Raw genomic sequence first — 18422 nt, forward strand, 5'->3', positions numbered from 1 at the left:
GCCGATCTGGTCGAGACACAAAAAAAGCGGGCGGACCGAAGTCCGCCCGGAATTTGCTCGTGAACGGAAGGCCGGACAAGGGCCATGCGCGTACCCATTGCCCGGTACAGAAGACGGACCACCAAGCTCACCGGCGGCCTGACGGGTGGCGATCCCCCATCGCGTCCCCGCCTGATCGATCCGGTGACAGGACCATTCAACCTGTTCGTGATAATCGACCCTTCCCGCCCCCGCTGTCAAGCTTGTGGCGAGTTAGGGTCCACATGTTATCGCTTCAGGTGTGGTGGGCTTGCAATGCGCCGGTCACCCGGTCAGGATCGGCCGCTGCCTTCCGCCGCCTGGAAGCCCTTCTCCCGAGACAGACCGAGATATGCAGATCCTGATCGATGTATGCCTGCCGTTCTTCGCGGTGATCCTGACCGGCTGGATCGTCGGCCGGCGGCGCTTCATCGATGCGGGCGGGCTGGCCGGGCTCAACCGCTTCACCTATTGGGTGGCGCTGCCGCCCTTCCTGTTCGTGAAGGTCGCGGAAATCCCGCTGGACCGGCTGCTGGATCCGAAGCTGATCGGCGCCTATTACGGCGCCGGGCTGATCGTCTATGCGATCGCAGTCTTCGGCGGCCGCCGGCTGTTCGGCGGGGGTCCTGCGATCTCAGGGATCCGCGGGCTGGGCGCCACCTTTTCCAATGTCGGCTATATGGGCCTGCCGCTGGTGATCTTCGCCTTCGGCCCGGAAGCCGCCGCCCCGGCTATGACCATCATCGTGCTCGACCATGTGCTGATGATGGGGCTGACCGTGCTGCTGATCGAAAGCGAGCGCGCCGCCGGCGGCGGGCTGAAACGGGCCCTGATCAAGATCGCCCGCGGGCTGGCCTTCAACCCGCTGATCCTGACCATCGTGGCCGGCGCGCTTTACGGCGTCTCGGGGCTGCCGCTGCCCAAGCCGGTCGCGGCCTATGGCAATCTCGTCGGCCTGGCGGCGGCCCCTTGCGCACTGTTCGCGCTGGGCGCCAACCTCGCCGGCTGCTCGCTCGCCCGCGGCATGATCGAGGTCTCGGGGCTGGCTTTGCTCAAGATCGTGGTCCACCCCCTGCTGGTGCTGGGGATGGCCACCATCGTCTTCGCGCTCGACCCGCTGCTGGTCCGGATCCTGGTGCTGGAGGCGTCGCTGCCGATCGCGGTGTCGGTTTTCGTGCTGGCCGATCAGTACCGGATGGACACGAGCCGGATCTCGGCCGCGATCCTGGTCTCGACCCTGGGTTCGGTCGCGACCGTCTCTCTTGCCCTCACCCTGCTCGGCAGCTGACCCCGACGGAAGCCGGGATCAGCGCGGCGGCACCGCGCAGCCGTCGTCGGGCGAGCAGCCGTCGCCATCCACCTCGTCATCCGACATCCCGCCCTCGCCGTCATCGGCGACACCGCCGCCGGCCGGGTCGGTGGCGGCGCGGACCAGGGCCATCATCATCTGCTCGGGCGCCTGCGCGCCCATCACCGCCCAGCGGCCGTCGATGATGAAACAGGGCACGCCGTCGACGCCGATCCGCCGCGCCTGGGCATCGGCCTCGGCCATCATGTCGCGGTCTTCGTCAGAGGCGAGCCAGGCGCCGAGATCGGTGTCTTCGGGGTCGACCGCCAGGCCGATCCCGGTCAGCACCGCGCTGTCGCCGATATTGCGGCCCTGCTCGAAAAACGCCGTGAACAGCGCCTCGACCACCCGGTCGCCGCGATTGCCGCCATCGGCCGCCGCCAGATCGCGCAGCTGCATGCGGTGGATCAGCCGGTGGCTGTCGAGCGTGTTGGGCATCACCGCCGCACGCTCGGGATCGATGTCGATACCCGCCTCGGCGCCGGCGGCACGGATGCGGCCATAGATCTGGGCGGCACGCTCGGGTCCGCCGAACTTGGCCGCCAGATAGCCGGCCCGGTCGGTGCCCTCGCGCGGCATGGCCGGGTTCAGCTGGAAGGGATGCCAGCGCACCTCCACCGGCTGGGCAGCCGGGTGGCCCGCGAACATCTCCAGTGCCTCTTCAAGCCGGCGCTTGCCGATGAAGCACCAGGGGCAGACGGTGTCGGAAATCACGTCGATACGCATGGTGCCGGCCTTCCGGTTGCGGACCCTGAAAAAACATGGGGACAGGAGCGCGGGAGAACGAGGCGCCTTCCCCGTCTCCCTTCACATGCCCCCGCCCCCGGGCGGATGCAAGCGCCGCGGCGCGATCAGCCGGCAAAGAGGTCCCGATGGGCGTCGCGCAGCAGGTTCTTCTGCACCTTGCCCATGGCGTTGCGCGGCAGTTCGGCCGCGAACAGCACCCGTTTGGGCTGCTTGAAATTGGCCAGCTGATCGCGGGTGATCGCCAGCACGCCGGCCTCGTCGGGCGCATCAGCAACGGCTGCACGCACCACCACCGCGACCACGGCCTCGCCGAAATCGGGGTGCGGCACGCCGATGACCGCGCTTTCTTCCACCCCCGGGATCCGGTCGATGACCAGCTCGATCTCCTTGGGGTAGACGTTGAACCCGCCCGAGATCACCAGATCCTTGGCGCGGCCCACGATCGAGACATAGCCGTCACCGTCGATGGTGCCGATGTCGCCGCTGCGGAAGAAGCCGTCGGCGGTGAAATCCTCGGCGGTCTTTTCGGGCTTGCGCCAATAGCCCTTGAACACGTTCGGGCCCTTGAGCTCGATCATCCCCGCCTCACCCGGCGCCACCGGCTGGCCATCCTCGCCGGTGATGCGCAGCTCCACCCCCGGCAGCGGCCGGCCGACCGTGCCCTGGCGGCGATCGCCGTCATAGGGGTTGGAGGTGTTCATATTGGTTTCCGTCATGCCATAGCGTTCAAGAATGCGATGGCCGGTGACGGTTTCGAACCGGGTGAAGGTCTCGGGCAGCAGCGGTGCGGAGCCCGAGACGAACAGGCGCATATGGGCGGTGGCCTCGCGGGTGAGCCCCGCCTCGGCCAACAGGCGGACATAGAAGGTCGGCACGCCCATCATCACGGTCGCCCTGGGCATCAGCGCCAGCGCCCGGGCCGCATCGAATTTCGGCTCGAACAGCATGGCGGCGCCCGAAAGCAGCACGCAATGGGTGGCCACGAACAGGCCGTGGGTGTGGAAGATCGGCAGCATGTGCAGCAGCACATCCCGGTCGGTGAAGCCCCAGGCATCGACCAGCGTCTCTGCATTGCTCCAGAGGTTCTCGCCCGAAAGCATCACCCCCTTGGGCCGGCCGGTGGTGCCCGAGGAATAGAGGATGGCGGCAAGATCGTCGCAGCTGCGCGCCACCGGCTCGGCCACGGTCGCCGTGGCGCGGACCCGGTCGGCGAAGGCGCCGTCGCCGGTGGCATCCAGGGTCGCCACCTCGATCGGCCGGCCATTGGTCATGGTCCGGACGGCGGTTTCCGCCTCGGGCCGGCAGACCACCAGCCGCGGTTCGGCATCGTCGATGAAGTATTCAAGCTCGGCCGGCTTGTAGGCGGTGTTGAGCGGCAGATAGACCGCGCCGCGCCGCAGGCAGCCCAGATAGAGCATCAGCGCCATCGGCGACTTGTCGACCTGCACCGCCACCCGGTCGCCGGGGGCGACGCCCATCTGGTCGAGCAGGGCCGCGACCTGGCCCGAGATCCGGTCGGCGTCGCCATAGGTGAGCACGCTGCCGTCGGGCCGGTAGAGCATCGGCCGGGCCGGGTCGGCCGGGAAACGGGCACGGATACGGGCATAGAGGTTGTCGCTCACCGCGGGGCCTCCTCTCTGAGCAATTCTGGTCTGAGCAATTCTGGGCCCGGGCACGATAGGCCCGGCCGGGGAAGAGGACAAGCGCGGCGGCGGCCGGACAAGATCCGACGGCGGGTGCTGAAGATCAGGGAAAATGAAACCAAGTCCAGAAATGCGAAACGCCGCGCTGGATCGTGAGATCCGCGCGGCGTTTCGCTGACGACGCTTGAGGATTGGCACCCCCAAGGGGAATCGAACCCCTGTTTCCGCCGTGAGAGGGCGGCGTCCTGGACCGCTAGACGATGGGGGCGTCGTCGTGTGGGCGGATATTTACAGCCAGCCGTCAGACCGTGCAAGAGAAAAAATGAAGCTCAGATGACGAAATATTTCCGGGGAGATGAGGGGGCCGGAAAATCAACGGCTTCGCGCCGCCCCGGCCCGCCCCGCCCCGGCCGGCCCCGACCCGCCCCGCTCAGCGCCGGCCGTGGGCGGCCGCGATCGAGGCATGATCCAGGAAACGGTCGACCTCCGCCGGGTCGGTCGCCCACGAGGTGACCAGGCGGATGCGCACCGTGCCGGGCGCGGGCTCGGCCCAGCGATAGAAGCCGGCCCCGGCCTTCTCCAGCGCCGCGACGGCAGGTTCCGCCAGATCGACGAACAGCTCGTTCGCCTCCACCGGATGGGCAAGCGAAACGCCGGGCAGCGACTGCAGACCATGGGCCAGCCGGGTTGCCATGGCATTGGCGTGGCCCGCCAGCGACAGCCAGAGATCGCCCGCCAGATAGGCGCGGAACTGGGCCGACAGGAAGCGCATCTTGGGGATCAGCAGGCCGGCGCGCTTGCGCAGATAGCCCATCGCCTCGGCAAGCTCGGGGTCGAAGACCACCACCGCCTCGGCCCCCAGCGTACCGTTCTTGGCCGAGCCGAAGCTCAGCACGTCGACACCGGCATCCCAGGTGATCTCGGCCGGCGCCACGCCCAGATGCACGCAGGCATTGGCGAAACGCGCGCCGTCCATATGCAGCCGCACGCCCTGCTCGCGGGCGATCGCGCCCGCCCGCCGCACCTGATCGGGGGTATAGACCGTGCCGGCTTCGGTCGCCTGGGTCAGCGTGATCGCCGCCGGCTGGGCGGCATGAACGAAGCCGCGCGGCGCCGCGGCCAGCCGCGCCGCCAGCTGGTCCAGATCCATCCGGCCGTGATCACCGGGCACGAGCGAGAGCTTGGCGCCGCCGGTATAGAATTCCGGCGCCGCGCATTCATCCATCTCCACATGCGCTTCGCTATGGGCATAGATCGTGCCCCAGCGCGGGGTCAGCACCGCCAGCGACAGCGCATTGGCGGCGGTGCCGGTGGGCGTCATGAACACCCGGACCTCGCGGCCGAACAGCACCGCCAGATCCTCTTCCAGCGCCGCCGAGACCGGATCATTGCCGTAGGATGGGACAGAGCCCTGATTGGCGGCGACCAGCGCCTCCATCACCTTGGGATGGGCACCCACGACATGATCGCTGTGAAAATTCATCGCATCCCCCTCTGCTTCGGACCACGATCGGTCTTGGCCGCACCCCGGCCACGCGGCGGGGCATGCGGGTCGTCGCGCGGCGCCTGCCGCCCGGTGCCGCCACGGGCTGCCGCCAGCGCCGGATCCAGCCGGAATTCGGCCGCAAGCTCCACATGGCGCGACCACAGGAACTGGTCGACCGGCATCACCCGGACCAGCCGGTAGCCGGCCGCGGCCAGGATCTTCGCGTCACGCACGAAGGTCACCGGATTGCACGACACCGCGGCGATCAGCGGAACGCCCGAGGCGGCCAGCTGTTCCGTCAGCGCCCGCGCGCCCGCCCGCGGCGGGTCGAAAACCGCTGCGTCCAGGATGGCGAGATCACGGGCAGAGGGCGGCCAGCGCATCAGGTCGCGCGGCTCCACCGTCACCCGGTCGGACAAACCCGCAGCAGCAGCGGCCCGCGACAGCGCCTCCAGCGCCGGGCCTTCCACCTCGGCCGCGATCACCCGGGCGCCGCGATGGGCCAGAGCGAGCGCGAAGGTGCCCGAGCCGGCGAAGAAGTCGCCGATCGTGCCGCCCTCTTCGATCACATGGCCGCAGACACCGGCGACGAAGCTCACCAGCGCCTCCTCGCCCGATGCGGTCGCCTGGGCGAAGCCGGCCGGCGGCGGTTCCAGCGCCACACCGCCGCGATGCACCACCGGCGCCTGGCGCCGCACCACCACCTCGGGCTCGGCCAGGATCGCCGGGGCATTGCCGGCGCGGGGCCCCCCGCGGGCGGGGCTCCTCTGCCGGCCCTTCTGGTTCCGGCCGCGGCCGCCGCGCTGCGGCTCGGGCACCGGATCGGGTTCGGGCCGCCACGAGATCCGGGCAAGGCCGGCGGTTTCGGCGAAGCGCGCCAGCGCCTGCAGCCCCTCGGCGTCGGGCGCCTGCGACAGCGTCAGCACCAGATCGACGCCGCCTTCGGTCGCCTCGGCATGGGCGTCCCGGAAATGGGTGGGATGGGGGTAGCCGTCGGGGCCGGCCATGAAGGCCCGCAGCTGCGGGATCAGCCGGTCGAGTTCGGGCACCAGCAGCAGGCAATGCTCCACATCGACGACATGGCGGCTGCCGGCCTCCATATAACCGACCACCGCCTTGCGGGCGGTCGCACGCAGCTTCCAGCTGGTCCGGCGACGTTCCTGCGGCTCTGCCGGCAGCATCGGCGCCAGTTTTGCGTCCTCGAAGCCGTTGCGGGCCAGGATGTCGGCGACCAGGCCACGCTTCCAGCCGCGATAATCGTGCAGCGCCATGTGCTGCAGGGCGCAGCCGCCGCAGGGGCCGAAATGCGGGCAGGCCGGCTCTACCCGCACGGGGCCCGGCTCCACCAGTTCCAGCCAGCGGGCACGAATGCGGTCGCGCTCCACCGTCTCCACGGTCGCCGCCACCAGATCACCCGGCAGGGCATGGGACACGAAGACCGGCCGGCCCTCATACGAGCCGATGCCGTCGCCATGGCTGCCCAGATCGGTGATCCTCACCTCGATCTGGGTGCCCGGGCGCAGCCCGCCCGCGTCATCCTCGTCACCCGGGATGCCGTCCAGTTCCGCATCTTCGCGGTCGTCGTCGCGATCGTCGTCCACACATCGTCTCGTTTTTTTGACGGGGCCGGTCCCATCATACCGCCGGCCCCTGGTCGAACATCGTTACAGGTGGTGCCGGGTCAAGGCTCGACCGGCCGCGGCGGGCCATAGGCCGCAGGCCGCCCCTCGCCCACCCTCAGCAGGCCTTCGGTGAAACAGCTGCCATCGGCCGCCAGCTGCCAGCAGCGGGCCTCGATCATCTGGCCGTCCTCGACCCGGAAGATCACCCAGATCAGCCCCGCCTCCCAGGCGCCGGCCAGATCGGCGGCCGAGGGCGCGGCCGCCATGTCCGGATGGCCATGATAGAGGCCGATCACCGGCGCTGTCCCGTCCTCCCGCGACCGGCGCTGCAGACGCAGGCGCAGGGCCGGGTCGATCTCGAAGGCCCGCCGCGGATCCGGGGCGAGGTTGATCGAGGCCACCGTTTCGGTCACCTCGATCCCATCGGCCCGGGCATGGCCCAGCAGCAGGCCGCAGCCTTCGGCCGGATAGGCGGCTTCGACCGTATCGACCGCCGCCCGCATCGCCGCCGGGCGGATCGTCACCCGCGGCGCCCGGATCATTTCGCCTCGGCCGCCGCAGCCGCGGCGTTCAGCGGGATGCGCCGGATCAGCAGGCCGGAGGCCCGGTCGATCACCACCAGCACCTGCGCGCCGTCGGCCCCTTCGGCGACCATCATCACATCCTCGCCCGCCGCGGCCAGGGTGACGACCTTCTCGTCCGACATCAGCGCCGGCCCGTCGCTGCCAACCGGGCGGAGCGGCCGGGCCGGGGCGGCAGGCGGGTTGGCGGTGCGGAAATCGCCGGCGATCTGGCCGGGCGCCGCCGGCTGCGGCGCCGGGGTGGCGGCCTCAGGCGTCGCCGGTGCCGTCGCAACCGGGGCCCCTGCCGGCTTCTGGTCCTTGTTAGACGTCGCCCGCTGGTATATCAGCACGCCTAGACCGGCACCGACCACCAGGATGGCGATGCCGAGCCCGATGATCACCCGCTTCAGAATGCGGGTCATGCGCTGTTCGATCGTCTCGGGCGCCTTGTCGTTCATCTGGAAGTCCCCGATCCCCCGAAGGGAGTTGATGTTTTGAGCGGACGCGATTCCCGCCGGCCCGGCGACGACGACCTGCCCCGCGAGACGGCGGTGCCGGCCCATTCCGACCCGACCGAAGAGTCTGACCTCATCGAGGGGTCTGACCTCATCGAAGACCCTGCCCTCATCGAAGACCCGGGCCTCATCGAAGACCCGGGCCTCACCCCGGACGACGACGCCGGGGCGGAGGAGGACGAGCCCCTTGCGGAGGTCGAAGCCGGCCTCGACGACGACGAGCTGTCGGCCCTTGAAGCCGCGGCGGTGCTGGGCGGCACGGTCGACATCACCCTGCCTGCCGGTTTCGCAGAGGAACGGGCGGATCGGCTGCTGGCCAATGCCGCGCCCTCGCTGTCGCGCGGGCGGGTCCAGGCGCTGATCCGCGACGGCCGGGTCACGCTCGACGGCGCGACGATAGCCGACGCCTCCCGGCGGGTAAAGCCCGGCCAGAAGCTGACCGTGACCGTGCCGGTGCCCGAGGAACGCCGCCTTGAGCCCGAGCCCATGGCGCTCGACATCGTTTACGAGGACGAGTGGCTGATCGTGGTCGACAAGCCGGCCGGGCTGGTGGTGCATCCGGGCGCCGGCAATGATCGCGGGACCCTGGTCTCGGGGCTGCTGGCCCATGGCGATGGGCGGCTGTCCTCGATCGGCGCCCCCACCCGCCCGGGCGTGGTGCACCGGATCGACAAGGACACCAGCGGCCTGATCGTTTTCGCCAAGACCGATGCCGCCCATCTGGCCCTGGCCCGGCAATTCGCCGACCACACCATCCGCCGCGCCTATACCGCCATCGTCTGGGGCGTGCCGGCGGTCGATCCCGGCCGGATCGAGGGCAATATCGGCCGCCACGCCACCGATCGCCAGCGCATGGCCGTGGTCACCCGCGGCGGCAAGCCTGCGGTGACCCATTACCGGATCGCCAATATGGTCGGCGTGGTGGAGGTGTCGGAAAAGCCTCTGGCCTCGGTGCTGGATTGCCGGCTGGAGACGGGGCGGACCCATCAGATCCGCGTCCACCTCTCTCATGTCGGCCATCCGCTGGTGGGCGACCCGGTCTATGGCCGCTGCCCCGCCCGCCTGCAGCGGATGGAAGATCCGCGGATCAAGGCCATGTGCAGCTTCCCGCGCCAGGCCCTGCATGCCCGCCGGCTGGGCTTCGTGCACCCGGTCACCGGGCGTCGCATGAAATTCGAAAGCCCCCTGCCGCAGGACATGCGGGAGCTTCTGGCTAGTTTGGAATTCTTCTAAAGTGTGATGGACGTCATCGTCCGGCTGTGTCAGTCTGGGGTACAAGACAAGCGTGCCCGGGAACGGGTGCGCCTGTCTACCCCGACCAAGGGCTCTACCCCGACCAAGGGCGGACCAGATGAGAGACTGCCTCACCCGGAAGGTGAAAACCGGGTACCGCAGATTCTCGCAGCCTCTTAAGGCGGTGGTAACGAAAGGCGTGACATCCTCGGGACGTCGAGGGGATGCATGGTCACGAAAAGAGCATGTCGTCCCCTGGGAACTTCGGGGTGATCATATCGGTTGGCCGGACAGAGAGACCGGAAGGCACGAAAGATCGGAACGCCTGACGCCACGGAATAATGTGGTGCGGCCGCATCCGGATGGACGACCGGGACGTAAGATTGGTGCAACCTGAAACGTAGGATATTGGGCGGCGGCTCGTATAAGCCTCAGAAGAGGGACGAAAACCGCCCGAGATGGACTCAACGGGTCACGCGCGCCGGAAACTGGCGCACTGCTTGCATATCTCCCCGCGACGGGACGCAAGGGCCTTCGCTCCGCATGGTGCGGACGAACCCTGCCGGTCGCACCAGGGAGAGGCGCGGCCGGACCCACCCCACCGGGACCTTGACTCCCCTGGGGTCAGTCGAGAGGAGGCACGTGCCATGGCTTCACGCACGCCCCGCACCGCCGGACGCGACAACATGTTCGATGCCGGCCTCGGCCCCTATCTGCAGCAGATCCGCCGCTATCCCGTGCTCGAACTTGAGCAGGAGCAGCGCCTTGCCCGTCGCTTCCGCGACGAAGGTGATGTACGCGCTGCGGATCAGTTGGTCAACAGCCATCTCCGCCTGGTCGCAAAGATCGCGATGGGCTATCGCGGCTATGGTCTGCCGCTGGCCGATCTGATCTCCGAAGGCAATCTCGGCATGATGCAGGCGGTGCATCGTTTCGACCCCGACCGGGGCTTCCGGCTCGCCACCTATGCGATCTGGTGGATCCGTGCGGCCATTCAGGAATACATCATGCGGTCCTGGTCGGTGGTCCGCATGGGCACCACCGCCTCGCAGAAGCGGCTGTTCTTCAACCTGCGCCGGGTGAAGAGCGAACTCGACATCATGGGCGAGGCCGGGCTCAACGACGATCAGGTCGCGATCATCGCCGAGAAGCTCGATGTCGAGCCCTCGGACGTGGTGGCCATGGAACGCTATCTGGACGGCATCGCCAGTTCGCTGAACGAGCCGGTGCGCCAGGAAGCCGATACCGAATGGCAGGACTGGCTGGAAAGCCCCGAGGACGACCAGGAAACCATGCTGGCCGAAGCCGAGGAAACCGGCCGCGCCCGCACCCTGATCGAAGGCGCGGTCGCAAGCCTCGGCGATCGGGAACGCGACATCTTCAGCCGCCGCCGCCTGGTCGACGCCCCGGCGACGCTGGAAGATCTGAGCCAGGTCTACGGCATCAGCCGCGAACGGGTGCGCCAGATCGAAGCCCGCGCGCTTGAGAAGGTCAGCCGCTGGGTGAAACGCGAAACCCGCCGTGAAATCGGCCGCACCCCGGTGCTGCCGGCGGTGGCGATGCACCACTGAGCCATTCGCCACTGCGCCCTGAACGATCACGATCGGGCGGATCTGCCTAAGCTTTCGGCAGATCCGCCCTTTCGCGTCCGGTGCCCGGCAGGGGTTGGAGGGGGAGCGAGACGACGAATTCGGCGCCGCTGCGGCCGGTGCCGAGGCCCAGCCGGCCCCCGAAGCTTTCGACGATCTGGCGGCTGATGGCGAGGCCGAGCCCGGCGCCGGTCTGCTGATGGGCGGAGCCGCGGGCGAATTTTTCGAAGATCCGCTCCCGATCCTCTTCGGGCACGCCGCGGCCGTTGTCACGCACGCTCGCTTCGTAGATGTCGCCGCGCACGCGGCTCGACACCACCACCTGGGGTGTGGGGTCGGTGTTGTATTTGATCGCATTGGCGATCAGGTTGACCATCACCTGGGCGAGCTTGTCGCGATCGCCCAGGATCAGGACATCGCGGGTCCGCGTGCCCCGTTTCAGCACCACGCCCGAGCGCAGGGCCAGCGCCTCGCAGCTTTCGATCGCCTGATCCAGCGCCATTTCCGGATCGAGCAGGCCCGGCGACCACGACAGGCCCCGGGTCTCCAGCAGGTTCATATCCAGAATCCCGTCCAGCAGCCGGGTCAGGCGCAGGCTTTCATTCTGGATGATGCCGAGGAACCGGAGCTTCTTCGCCTCGTCCAGATCCTGATTTTCAAGCAGGATGTCGCTGAACGAGCGGATCGAGGCCATGGGTGTGCGCAATTCGTGGCTGATCTGGCTCAGGAAATCATCCTTCTGCTTGTCGACCTCGCGCAGCCGGGCATTGGCCCGGGCCAGTTCCGCGGCCGTGCTCTCGATCTGCTGCGACTTCCGCTCCAGCTCGGCCGAATAGGCACGGATGCGCTCGGTCTCTCCCGCCAGCCGCTTCAGTTCTTCGACGCTGATCGTCTCGCTGGAAACGATGCGCGAAATCATGGTCCGGGCCGAGGCGGCGCCGATATGGGCGGCGAGCCGCTGCTCCACCGCGGTGATCAATTCGTCGCTCGCCACCGTAGCACGGCCCGCCCGGCGGTCGCGGACGAAGATCTGCACGGTTTCCGCCGGACCCAGCACCCGGTCGGCGATCTGGCGCAGTTCGGTGATCGGGGCCGTGCGGCGCAGCACCCGCTGCTCGCTCTCGGTCCGGCGGCGGAAGACATCGATGAACAGCGCCGATTGCAGCCGGGCGAGCGGCGTCGGCTCGGTCATCATCGAGACCACGACGAAGAGTGCGGTGTTGACGAACAGGCTCCAGAAGGCGGCATGCACCAGCGGGTCGAGCCCGCTCAACCCGAACAGCGTGCGCGGCTTCAGCCAGGCCCAGCCGAAGGGGCCGTTCTGCACCAGCGCGGTCGAGATCAGGAAATGGTCCTGGAAACTGGGCAGGAACAGCATATAGGCCCAGACCAGGAAGCCGGCGATCATGCCGGCGAGGGCCCCCTTGTGGGTTGCCCGCCGCCAGTAGAGCCCGCCGACCAGCGCCGGCAGAAACTGTGCTGCGCCACAGAACGAGATCAGGCCGATATCGGCAAGCGCCCCGGCCGTGGCGGCCAGGCGGAAATACAGAAAGCCCAGCAGGATGATGAACAGGATGCTGGCCCGGCGCGAGCCCAGGATGAAGCTGCGCACGGTTTCGGCATTGGCATCCGACAGCGACGAGAAGCGCAGCGCCAGCGGGGTCACGATGTGGTTGGAGATCATGGTCGAAAGCGCGATCGACGACACGATCACCATTGAGGTGGCCGAGGAAAACCCGCCGATGAAGGCCATCAGCGCGATCACGTCCTGGCCGGCATCCAGCGGCAGGGTCAGCACATAGAGGTCGGGATTGGCATCGGGCGGCAGGCGGTTGAGCCCGGTGACCGCGATCGGCAACACCAGCAGGCAGAAGACGAAGAGATAGAGCGGAAACAGCCACGAGGCGGTGCGCAGCTGGCGCTCGTTGGAATTTTCGACCACCGTCACCTGGAACTGGCGCGGCAGGCAGATGATCGCCGCACCCGACAGGATGCAGAGCGTGACCCAGCGCACGCCGAAGGTCTGCTGCGGATTGGTGAGGCTGACGGGCGCATCGGCAAGCGCGGCCGCGGGGGAGCCCGCCAGCCAGAACACCACCCAGAGCCCGACCGCGAGCAGCGCCACCAGCTTGACCACCGCTTCCAGCGCAATCGCCGCGATCACGCCGTGATGGCGCTCGTTCACGTCGATATTGCGCACGCCGAACATGATCGAGAAGACCGCGAGCCCCAGCGCCACCCAGGCGCCCGACCAGTAGTCGGGCACCAGATCGATCTTGGTGGCGGTGACGGCACCCGCCGGGAAGGTGATCACCTGGAAGCTGGCGGTCAGCGCCTGCAGCTGGAGGGCGATGTAAGGCGTGGTCACGACCAGGGCCACCAGGGTGACCACGGCGCCCAGCGCCGGGTTCTTGCCGAACCGGGCCGAGATCAGATCGGCGATCGAGGTGGTGTTGTGCACCCGCCCGACGGTGACCAGCTTGCGCAGGAACACCCACCAGCCGGTGAACACGATGGTCGGGCCGATATAGATCGTGGCGAATTCAAGCCCGCTGCGCGCCGCGGAGCCCACCGCACCGAAAAAGGTCCACGAGGTGCAGTAGACCGAAATCGACAGGGTGTAGATCAGCGGCGAGGCCGACCAGCGGGCGCGCCCGGCCCGGGCCTGCCGGTCGCAGATGAAGGCCACGGTGAACAGCACCGCGACATAGAGCAGACAGACGGTGATGACCAGATTGGCCTGGAGCATCGGTTCAGCCCCGCCCTGCCCGTCTGCGCGGCGCATGGGGCCCCGTCGCCGTTTCCTGCCGGCGCAGCCGCTCTGCCACGATGAAGGCGCCGGCCACGATCAGCGCCCAGACCCCGAACAGATAGACCACGATCAGCGGAATGCCGGCGATCTGCACCGGAGCCGTGAAGATCAGGATGATCGGCGGCATCAGCAGCAGAATGGCGGCATAGGGCAGCACGCCGGCCAGGTCGCGGATCCCCTGCCCCTGCTCGTGCCCCCCGCCGTCATCGACGGGATCGGTCTCCATGCCTGCGGACTTTCGGTAAGATCAGGCCCCGACGAAATGGCTGACCCGTTCGACGATATGGGCGTTGGAAAAGGGCTTCACGATGAAGGCGCTGGCGCCGATCTGCTCGGCCATCTCGCGGTCATGGGCCTGGCCCTTGGCCGTGAGCACGATCACCGGCAGCCCGCCGATCGTCCGATCGGTCCGGATCGCCCGCAGCACGTCGAAACCGTTCATGCCCGGCAGCATGACGTCGAGAATCACGGCCTGAAACGGCTGTCGTCTGAGCCGGTCCAGCGCATCCGCGCCATTGGCGATGGTGTCGACCTCGAAGCCTGCCCGCGTGAGTATGAAGCTCAGCGACTCCGCGATATTCGGCTCATCTTCGGCGATGAGTATGCGCGCCCTTGACAAGGCATCTATCCTCCCCGGTTTTTTGTTCAGCCTACAGCCATCACCGACCCGCCCCCAAGGGTTTTCCGGATCATGTGATCAACGGGGCTTCCTGGCGATGGTCGCAACCGTTGCGCGGACAGAGCCGGCAGACCGTGCCGAGGGGGATGGTGGCGGTGGCCCGGTCGATGCCGTCGCCCTGCATCAGCCGGTCGGCATCGGCGGCCGCGGCGGCCAGCATCACCGACAGCAGGTGCCGGGGCCGGTCGGCCGCAGGCGGCCGCTTTTCCACCGCGCGGGCGAAGAACAGGAAGGCATCGCCCGAGGGCAGTTCACCGAAGGCGCGCGCCGTGACCCCCGGGGTCTGAAAGGCGCCATAGATCGGCCAGAGCGGGCAGGCATTGCCATAGCGCGGCAGCGGCAGCCGCGGCAGCGACATGCGCTTGGTCACATAGCCGGAACTGTCGGAGCGCATGAAGGCGAAGCGCACCCCTTCGGCGCCCGGCCGGCGGAGCGTGGCGGCCCGGTGCGCGGCCTGTTCATAGGAAACGCCGAAGATCCGGCCCAGCCGGTCCAGGTCGTAGCGATGGCGCTCCGCCGCCTCAAGAAAGCGGTCATAGGGCATGACGATGGCGGCGGCCATGTAGGATTGCAGCGCCGCCGCGGCCAGCACCCGCGCCTCGTCGGTGCCGAGTGCCGGATGGGCGGCGACGAAGGCCTCGATCTCGTCCCCCGCCAGCACGGCGGCAAGATCGCGCAGCAGGCCGAAGCGCCGCCGCTCGGGCGTCAGCGGATCATCCTCGGGCAGGGCGATCCCCAGCCGGGCGGCGGCGGCAGCTTCGGGCATTTCTCCCCGCCGCAGCCCCGCGCGGAACCCCTCGGCCGCCGTTTCGAGGAACGGAAAATGATTGCCGGTCTCATAGATGAATGTGTCGACATGCTCCATCACGGTCGAGGACCGGACCCGCATATGGGCGCTGTCGAAAAAACCGGCCAGACGCTGAGCGGTTTCCGCCAGGCGGTGGCTGTCCGAGGCGACGATGGCGGTGAAACGCGCCCGGTCCGCCTCTTCCAGATCGCCGCCTTCCAGGATTTCGGCCGCCGACGACACCGCCGCCGCCCGGGTCAGGATCCGGTGGACGCTCTCGCCCAGGAAGGGGTCGTGGTTCAGCCGGTCGGCCATGGCCAGCACCACCTGGCGCTGATCCATCCAGGCCCGGTAGACCCCCAGCAGCAGCGCCGCCCAGCCGGGGGCCCGGCCGACCAGTTCCTCGGCCGCTTCGGCGGGCGGCGCGCCATCGGACACCGCCGGATCGGCGGCAATCTCGTTCAGCATGTCGACCAGCCGACGCTCGGCACCGCCATCCAGCAGGCTGCGGGGCACGCCGATCCCGCGGGCGATCCGGTCCAGCAGCTCCCCCGCCACCGGCCGGCGATCATGTTCTATCAGGTTGAGATAGGCCGCAGAAATCCCTGCGCGACGCGCAAGCGCGCCCTGCGTCAACCCCGCCTCCTTGCGCAGGGTCCGGATCTTCATGCCGGTCAGCGTGCGCGACATCTCCCCTCTCCCACCAGCGCTCTTGTAAATTAATCACAAAACAGGGACATATCGACTCAAAAGATTTACAAAATTATATAACCAAAACAATGACTTATTGAAACACGCCACAAATGAGGGAAGGATAGTGCCCAGGCGGGAACGCCTGACGCGCCGGCCCGCGGATCGGCGCGATCAAGATACGGGAGGAGACATAATGAGCATCGTTCGGATGAACCGACGTGCCTTCCTGAGGAGCAGTGCACTCGTCGGTGCCGGGCTCGCCGTACCGACCATCTTCACCAGCGCCTCCAGAGCCGCGGACTTCTGCAACGCACCGACCGGCAGCACCGTGACCCTCGGCTTCAACGTGCCCCAGACGGGGCCCTATGCCGACGAGGGTGCGGACGAACTGCGCGCCTATCAGCTGGCCGTCAAGCACCTCAACGGCGAGGGCGACGGCGGCATGCTGAACACGTTCAAGGGCTCGCAGCTGAAGGGCAACGGCATCCTGGGCAAGAAGGTCGTCTTCGTCACCGGCGACACGCAGACCAAATCCGATGCGGCCCGCGCCTCGGCCACCCGCATGATCGAGCGTGACGGCGCGATCATGATCACCGGCGGCTCGTCGTCGGGTGTGGCCGTGGCGGTGCAGTCGCTTTGCCAGGACGCCGGCGTGATCTTCATGTCCGGCCTGACCCATTCCAACGACACCACCGGCAAGGACAAGCGCCGCAACGGGTTCCGGCACTTCTTCAATGCCTATATGTCGGGTCAGGCGCTGGGGCCGGTGCTGGGCGAAGCCTATGGCAAGGACCGCAAGGCCTATCACCTGACCGCCGACTATACCTGGGGCTGGACCCAGGAAGAATCGATCAAGGCGGCCACCGAGAAACTGGGCTGGAAGACGGTCGCGACCGTCAGAACCCCGCTCGGCGCGGCGGATTTCTCGCAGTATCTGACCCCGGTGCTGAGCTCGGGCGCGGATGTGCTGATCCTCAACCACTATGGCGGCGACATGATCAACTCGCTGACCCAGGCGGTGCAGTTCGGCATGCGCGACAAGCAGGTGAACGGCAAGAATTTCGAGATCGTCGTCCCGCTGTTCTCGGAACTGATGGCCCAGGGTGCGGGCGATGCCGTGAAGGGCATCTACGGCACCGCCAACTGGGACTGGAAGCTGGAGGACGAAGGCACCAGGGCCTTCACCAAATCCTTCGGTCAGGAATACGGCCAGCCGCCGTCGCAGGCCGCCCACACCTGCTATGTGCAGGCCCTGCTCTACGCCAATGCCTGCGAAATGGCCGGCACCTTCAATCCCGAGGGTGTGGTCAAGGCGCTGGAGGGCTTCAAGTTCGACGGGCTCGGCAACGGCCCCACTCTCTATCGTGCCGACGATCACCAGTGCTTCAAGCCGGTGCTGGTCGTGCAGGGTAAGGAGAACCCGTCCGACAAGTTCGACCTGATGCGCATCGTCAAGCAGGTGCCCACCGAGGACGTGATCTACGACGCCGCGATGTTCGGCGGCGAGCTCGGCCCGGTCAACTCCCGCTGCTGACCCGTTGAGGGATCCAGGGCCGGCCCCGGCGACGGGACCGGCCCGTCCTCATATGCGCGCGTCGCGCATGCGCGTATCTCCTGCCCTCTTGGAAGCGGCCCGCGCAGGCTGGGCTGGGAAAAACCCATGGACGCATTCGCTCTCCAACTGCTCAACGGTCTGGACAAGGGCGGCGCCTATGCGCTGATCGCCCTGGGCCTCACTCTGGTCTTCGGCACGCTCGGTGTGGTGAATTTCGCCCACGGCGCCCTGTTCATGATCGGCGCCTTCATCGCCGTCAGCGTGAACGGGCTGCTGCGCCTGGAAACCGTGACCATCGATCCCACCAAGCTGACCCCCTGGGGATCGCCCATGGAGGTGCGCACGCCCCTGGTCCAGGCCTGGCTGGGCGATTTCGGCGGCTTCCTGCTGCAGTATTCGGTGCCGCTGTCGATCCTGGTCGCGATACCGGTGATGCTGCTGCTGGGCGTCGCCATGGAACGCGGGCTGATCCGCTATTTCTACCGCCGCACCCATGCCGAACAGATCCTGGTGACCTTCGGCCTCGCCATCGTGCTGCAGGAGCTGATCAAGGCCGCCTTCGGCGCCAACCCGATCTCGATGGCCGCGCCGCCGGCCTTTTCGGGCAGCGCCAATATCGGCGAGTGGATCGGGCTCGGCGCCGGGGTGATCTATCCCTGGTGGCGGCTGGTCTATCTGGGCTTCGCCCTGGTCATCATCGCGGGCGTGATCGCCTTCCTGCAATTCACCACCTACGGCATGGTCGTGCGGGCCGGCATGCAGGACCGCCAGACCGTCGGCTTCCTGGGCATCAACATCCAGCGCCGCTTCACGATCGTCTTCGGCATCGCGGCCGCGGTCGCCGGCATGGCGGGGGTGATGTACACGCCGATCGTGCCGCCCAGCTACCATATCGGCATGGAATTCCTGGTGCTCTCCTTCGTCGTCGTCGTGGTCGGCGGCATGGGATCGATCAGCGGTGCGGTCGCCGCCGGCTTCCTGCTCGGCATCCTGCAGAGCTTCGCCTCGATGACCGAGGTGAAGGCCGTGATCCCCGGCATCGACCAGGTGATCGTCTACCTCGTCGCCGTCGCCGTGCTCCTGATCCGGCCGCGCGGGCTGATGGGTCGCAAGGGCGTGATGGAGAACTGAG

15 protein-coding genes and 1 tRNA gene are annotated in these 18422 nt (G+C 67.9%); 5 read left to right on the forward strand and 11 right to left on the reverse strand.

The genetic code is table 11. From position 1 onward, the window contains the following. Nucleotides 1–370 precede the first annotated feature (370 nt). A complete protein-coding gene (locus WI697_RS19780; protein ID WP_345959671.1) occupies nucleotides 371–1306 on the forward strand; it encodes an AEC family transporter in 936 nt (311 codons plus the stop codon). 18 nt (nucleotides 1307–1324) lie between these two features. On the opposite strand, the gene WI697_RS19785 is transcribed toward WI697_RS19780, so the two are convergent. The 7 genes from WI697_RS19785 to WI697_RS19815 form a co-directional block, all read right to left on the reverse strand. Next, nucleotides 1325–2092 (reverse strand): DsbA family oxidoreductase, encoded by a 768-nt coding sequence (locus WI697_RS19785; RefSeq protein WP_345959672.1) that lies wholly within the window; start codon nucleotides 2090–2092, stop codon nucleotides 1325–1327. Between the two features lie 125 nt (nucleotides 2093–2217). Continuing rightward, a complete protein-coding gene (locus tag WI697_RS19790; RefSeq protein ID WP_345959673.1) occupies nucleotides 2218–3735 on the reverse strand; it encodes a malonate--CoA ligase in 1518 nt (505 codons plus the stop codon). 213 nt (nucleotides 3736–3948) lie between these two features. Next, a tRNA-Glu gene (locus WI697_RS19795) sits at nucleotides 3949–4024 on the reverse strand. Between the two features lie 162 nt (nucleotides 4025–4186). Beyond that, nucleotides 4187–5239: a threonine aldolase family protein gene (locus WI697_RS19800; RefSeq protein WP_345959674.1), complete on the reverse strand. Its 1053-nt coding sequence runs from the start codon at nucleotides 5237–5239 to the stop codon at nucleotides 4187–4189. Beyond that, a complete protein-coding gene (locus WI697_RS19805) occupies nucleotides 5236–6843 on the reverse strand; it encodes a class I SAM-dependent RNA methyltransferase (protein WP_345959675.1) in 1608 nt (535 codons plus the stop codon). The genes WI697_RS19800 and WI697_RS19805 overlap by 4 nt, the downstream gene beginning before the upstream one ends. A gap of 80 nt (nucleotides 6844–6923) precedes the next feature. Further along, on the reverse strand, nucleotides 6924–7406 hold the full coding sequence (locus WI697_RS19810; protein ID WP_062769731.1) for a M67 family metallopeptidase: 483 nt from the start codon (nucleotides 7404–7406) through the stop codon (nucleotides 6924–6926). Next, nucleotides 7403–7885: a hypothetical protein gene (locus WI697_RS19815; RefSeq protein ID WP_345959676.1), complete on the reverse strand. Its 483-nt coding sequence runs from the start codon at nucleotides 7883–7885 to the stop codon at nucleotides 7403–7405. The genes WI697_RS19810 and WI697_RS19815 overlap by 4 nt, the downstream gene beginning before the upstream one ends. A gap of 36 nt (nucleotides 7886–7921) precedes the next feature. Here WI697_RS19815 and WI697_RS19820 point away from each other — a divergent pair, with 36 nt between their 5' ends. After that, nucleotides 7922–9175: an RluA family pseudouridine synthase gene (locus tag WI697_RS19820; RefSeq protein ID WP_345959677.1), complete on the forward strand. Its 1254-nt coding sequence runs from the start codon at nucleotides 7922–7924 to the stop codon at nucleotides 9173–9175. A 647-nt stretch (nucleotides 9176–9822) separates the two neighbouring features. Next, nucleotides 9823–10746, forward strand: coding sequence for an RNA polymerase sigma factor RpoH (gene rpoH, locus WI697_RS19825; RefSeq protein WP_345959678.1), 924 nt, complete (start codon nucleotides 9823–9825; stop codon nucleotides 10744–10746). A gap of 46 nt (nucleotides 10747–10792) precedes the next feature. On the opposite strand, the gene WI697_RS19830 is transcribed toward rpoH, so the two are convergent. The 4 genes from WI697_RS19830 to WI697_RS19845 all read right to left on the reverse strand — a co-directional run bounded on the left by WI697_RS19830 (nucleotide 10793) and on the right by WI697_RS19845 (nucleotide 15732). Beyond that, nucleotides 10793–13549, reverse strand: coding sequence for an ATP-binding protein (locus tag WI697_RS19830; RefSeq protein ID WP_345959679.1), 2757 nt, complete (start codon nucleotides 13547–13549; stop codon nucleotides 10793–10795). Beyond that, nucleotides 13518–13802, reverse strand: coding sequence for a hypothetical protein (locus tag WI697_RS19835; protein WP_345959680.1), 285 nt, complete (start codon nucleotides 13800–13802; stop codon nucleotides 13518–13520). Before WI697_RS19835 ends, WI697_RS19830 begins: the two co-directional genes overlap by 32 nt. 21 nt (nucleotides 13803–13823) lie before the next feature. Then, nucleotides 13824–14195 carry a response regulator transcription factor gene (locus WI697_RS19840; protein WP_014744448.1) on the reverse strand — a complete coding sequence of 124 codons (372 nt, stop codon included), beginning with the start codon at nucleotides 14193–14195 and terminating at the stop codon, nucleotides 13824–13826. Between the two features lie 70 nt (nucleotides 14196–14265). Further along, nucleotides 14266–15732, reverse strand: a complete 1467-nt coding sequence (locus WI697_RS19845; RefSeq protein ID WP_345959681.1) for a helix-turn-helix domain-containing protein — start codon at nucleotides 15730–15732, stop codon at nucleotides 14266–14268. A gap of 196 nt (nucleotides 15733–15928) precedes the next feature. Here WI697_RS19845 and WI697_RS19850 point away from each other — a divergent pair, with 196 nt between their 5' ends. After that, entirely contained in the window at nucleotides 15929–17269 is a 1341-nt protein-coding gene (locus WI697_RS19850) for a substrate-binding protein (RefSeq protein ID WP_345959682.1), read from the forward strand. A 126-nt stretch (nucleotides 17270–17395) separates the two neighbouring features. Continuing rightward, on the forward strand, nucleotides 17396–18421 hold the full coding sequence (locus WI697_RS19855) for a branched-chain amino acid ABC transporter permease (protein WP_014744445.1): 1026 nt from the start codon (nucleotides 17396–17398) through the stop codon (nucleotides 18419–18421). Nucleotide 18422 lies beyond the last annotated feature (1 nt).

The sequence above is a fragment of the Tistrella mobilis genome (genome assembly GCF_039634785.1).
GTDB classification, from domain to species: domain Bacteria; phylum Pseudomonadota; class Alphaproteobacteria; order Tistrellales; family Tistrellaceae; genus Tistrella; species Tistrella mobilis.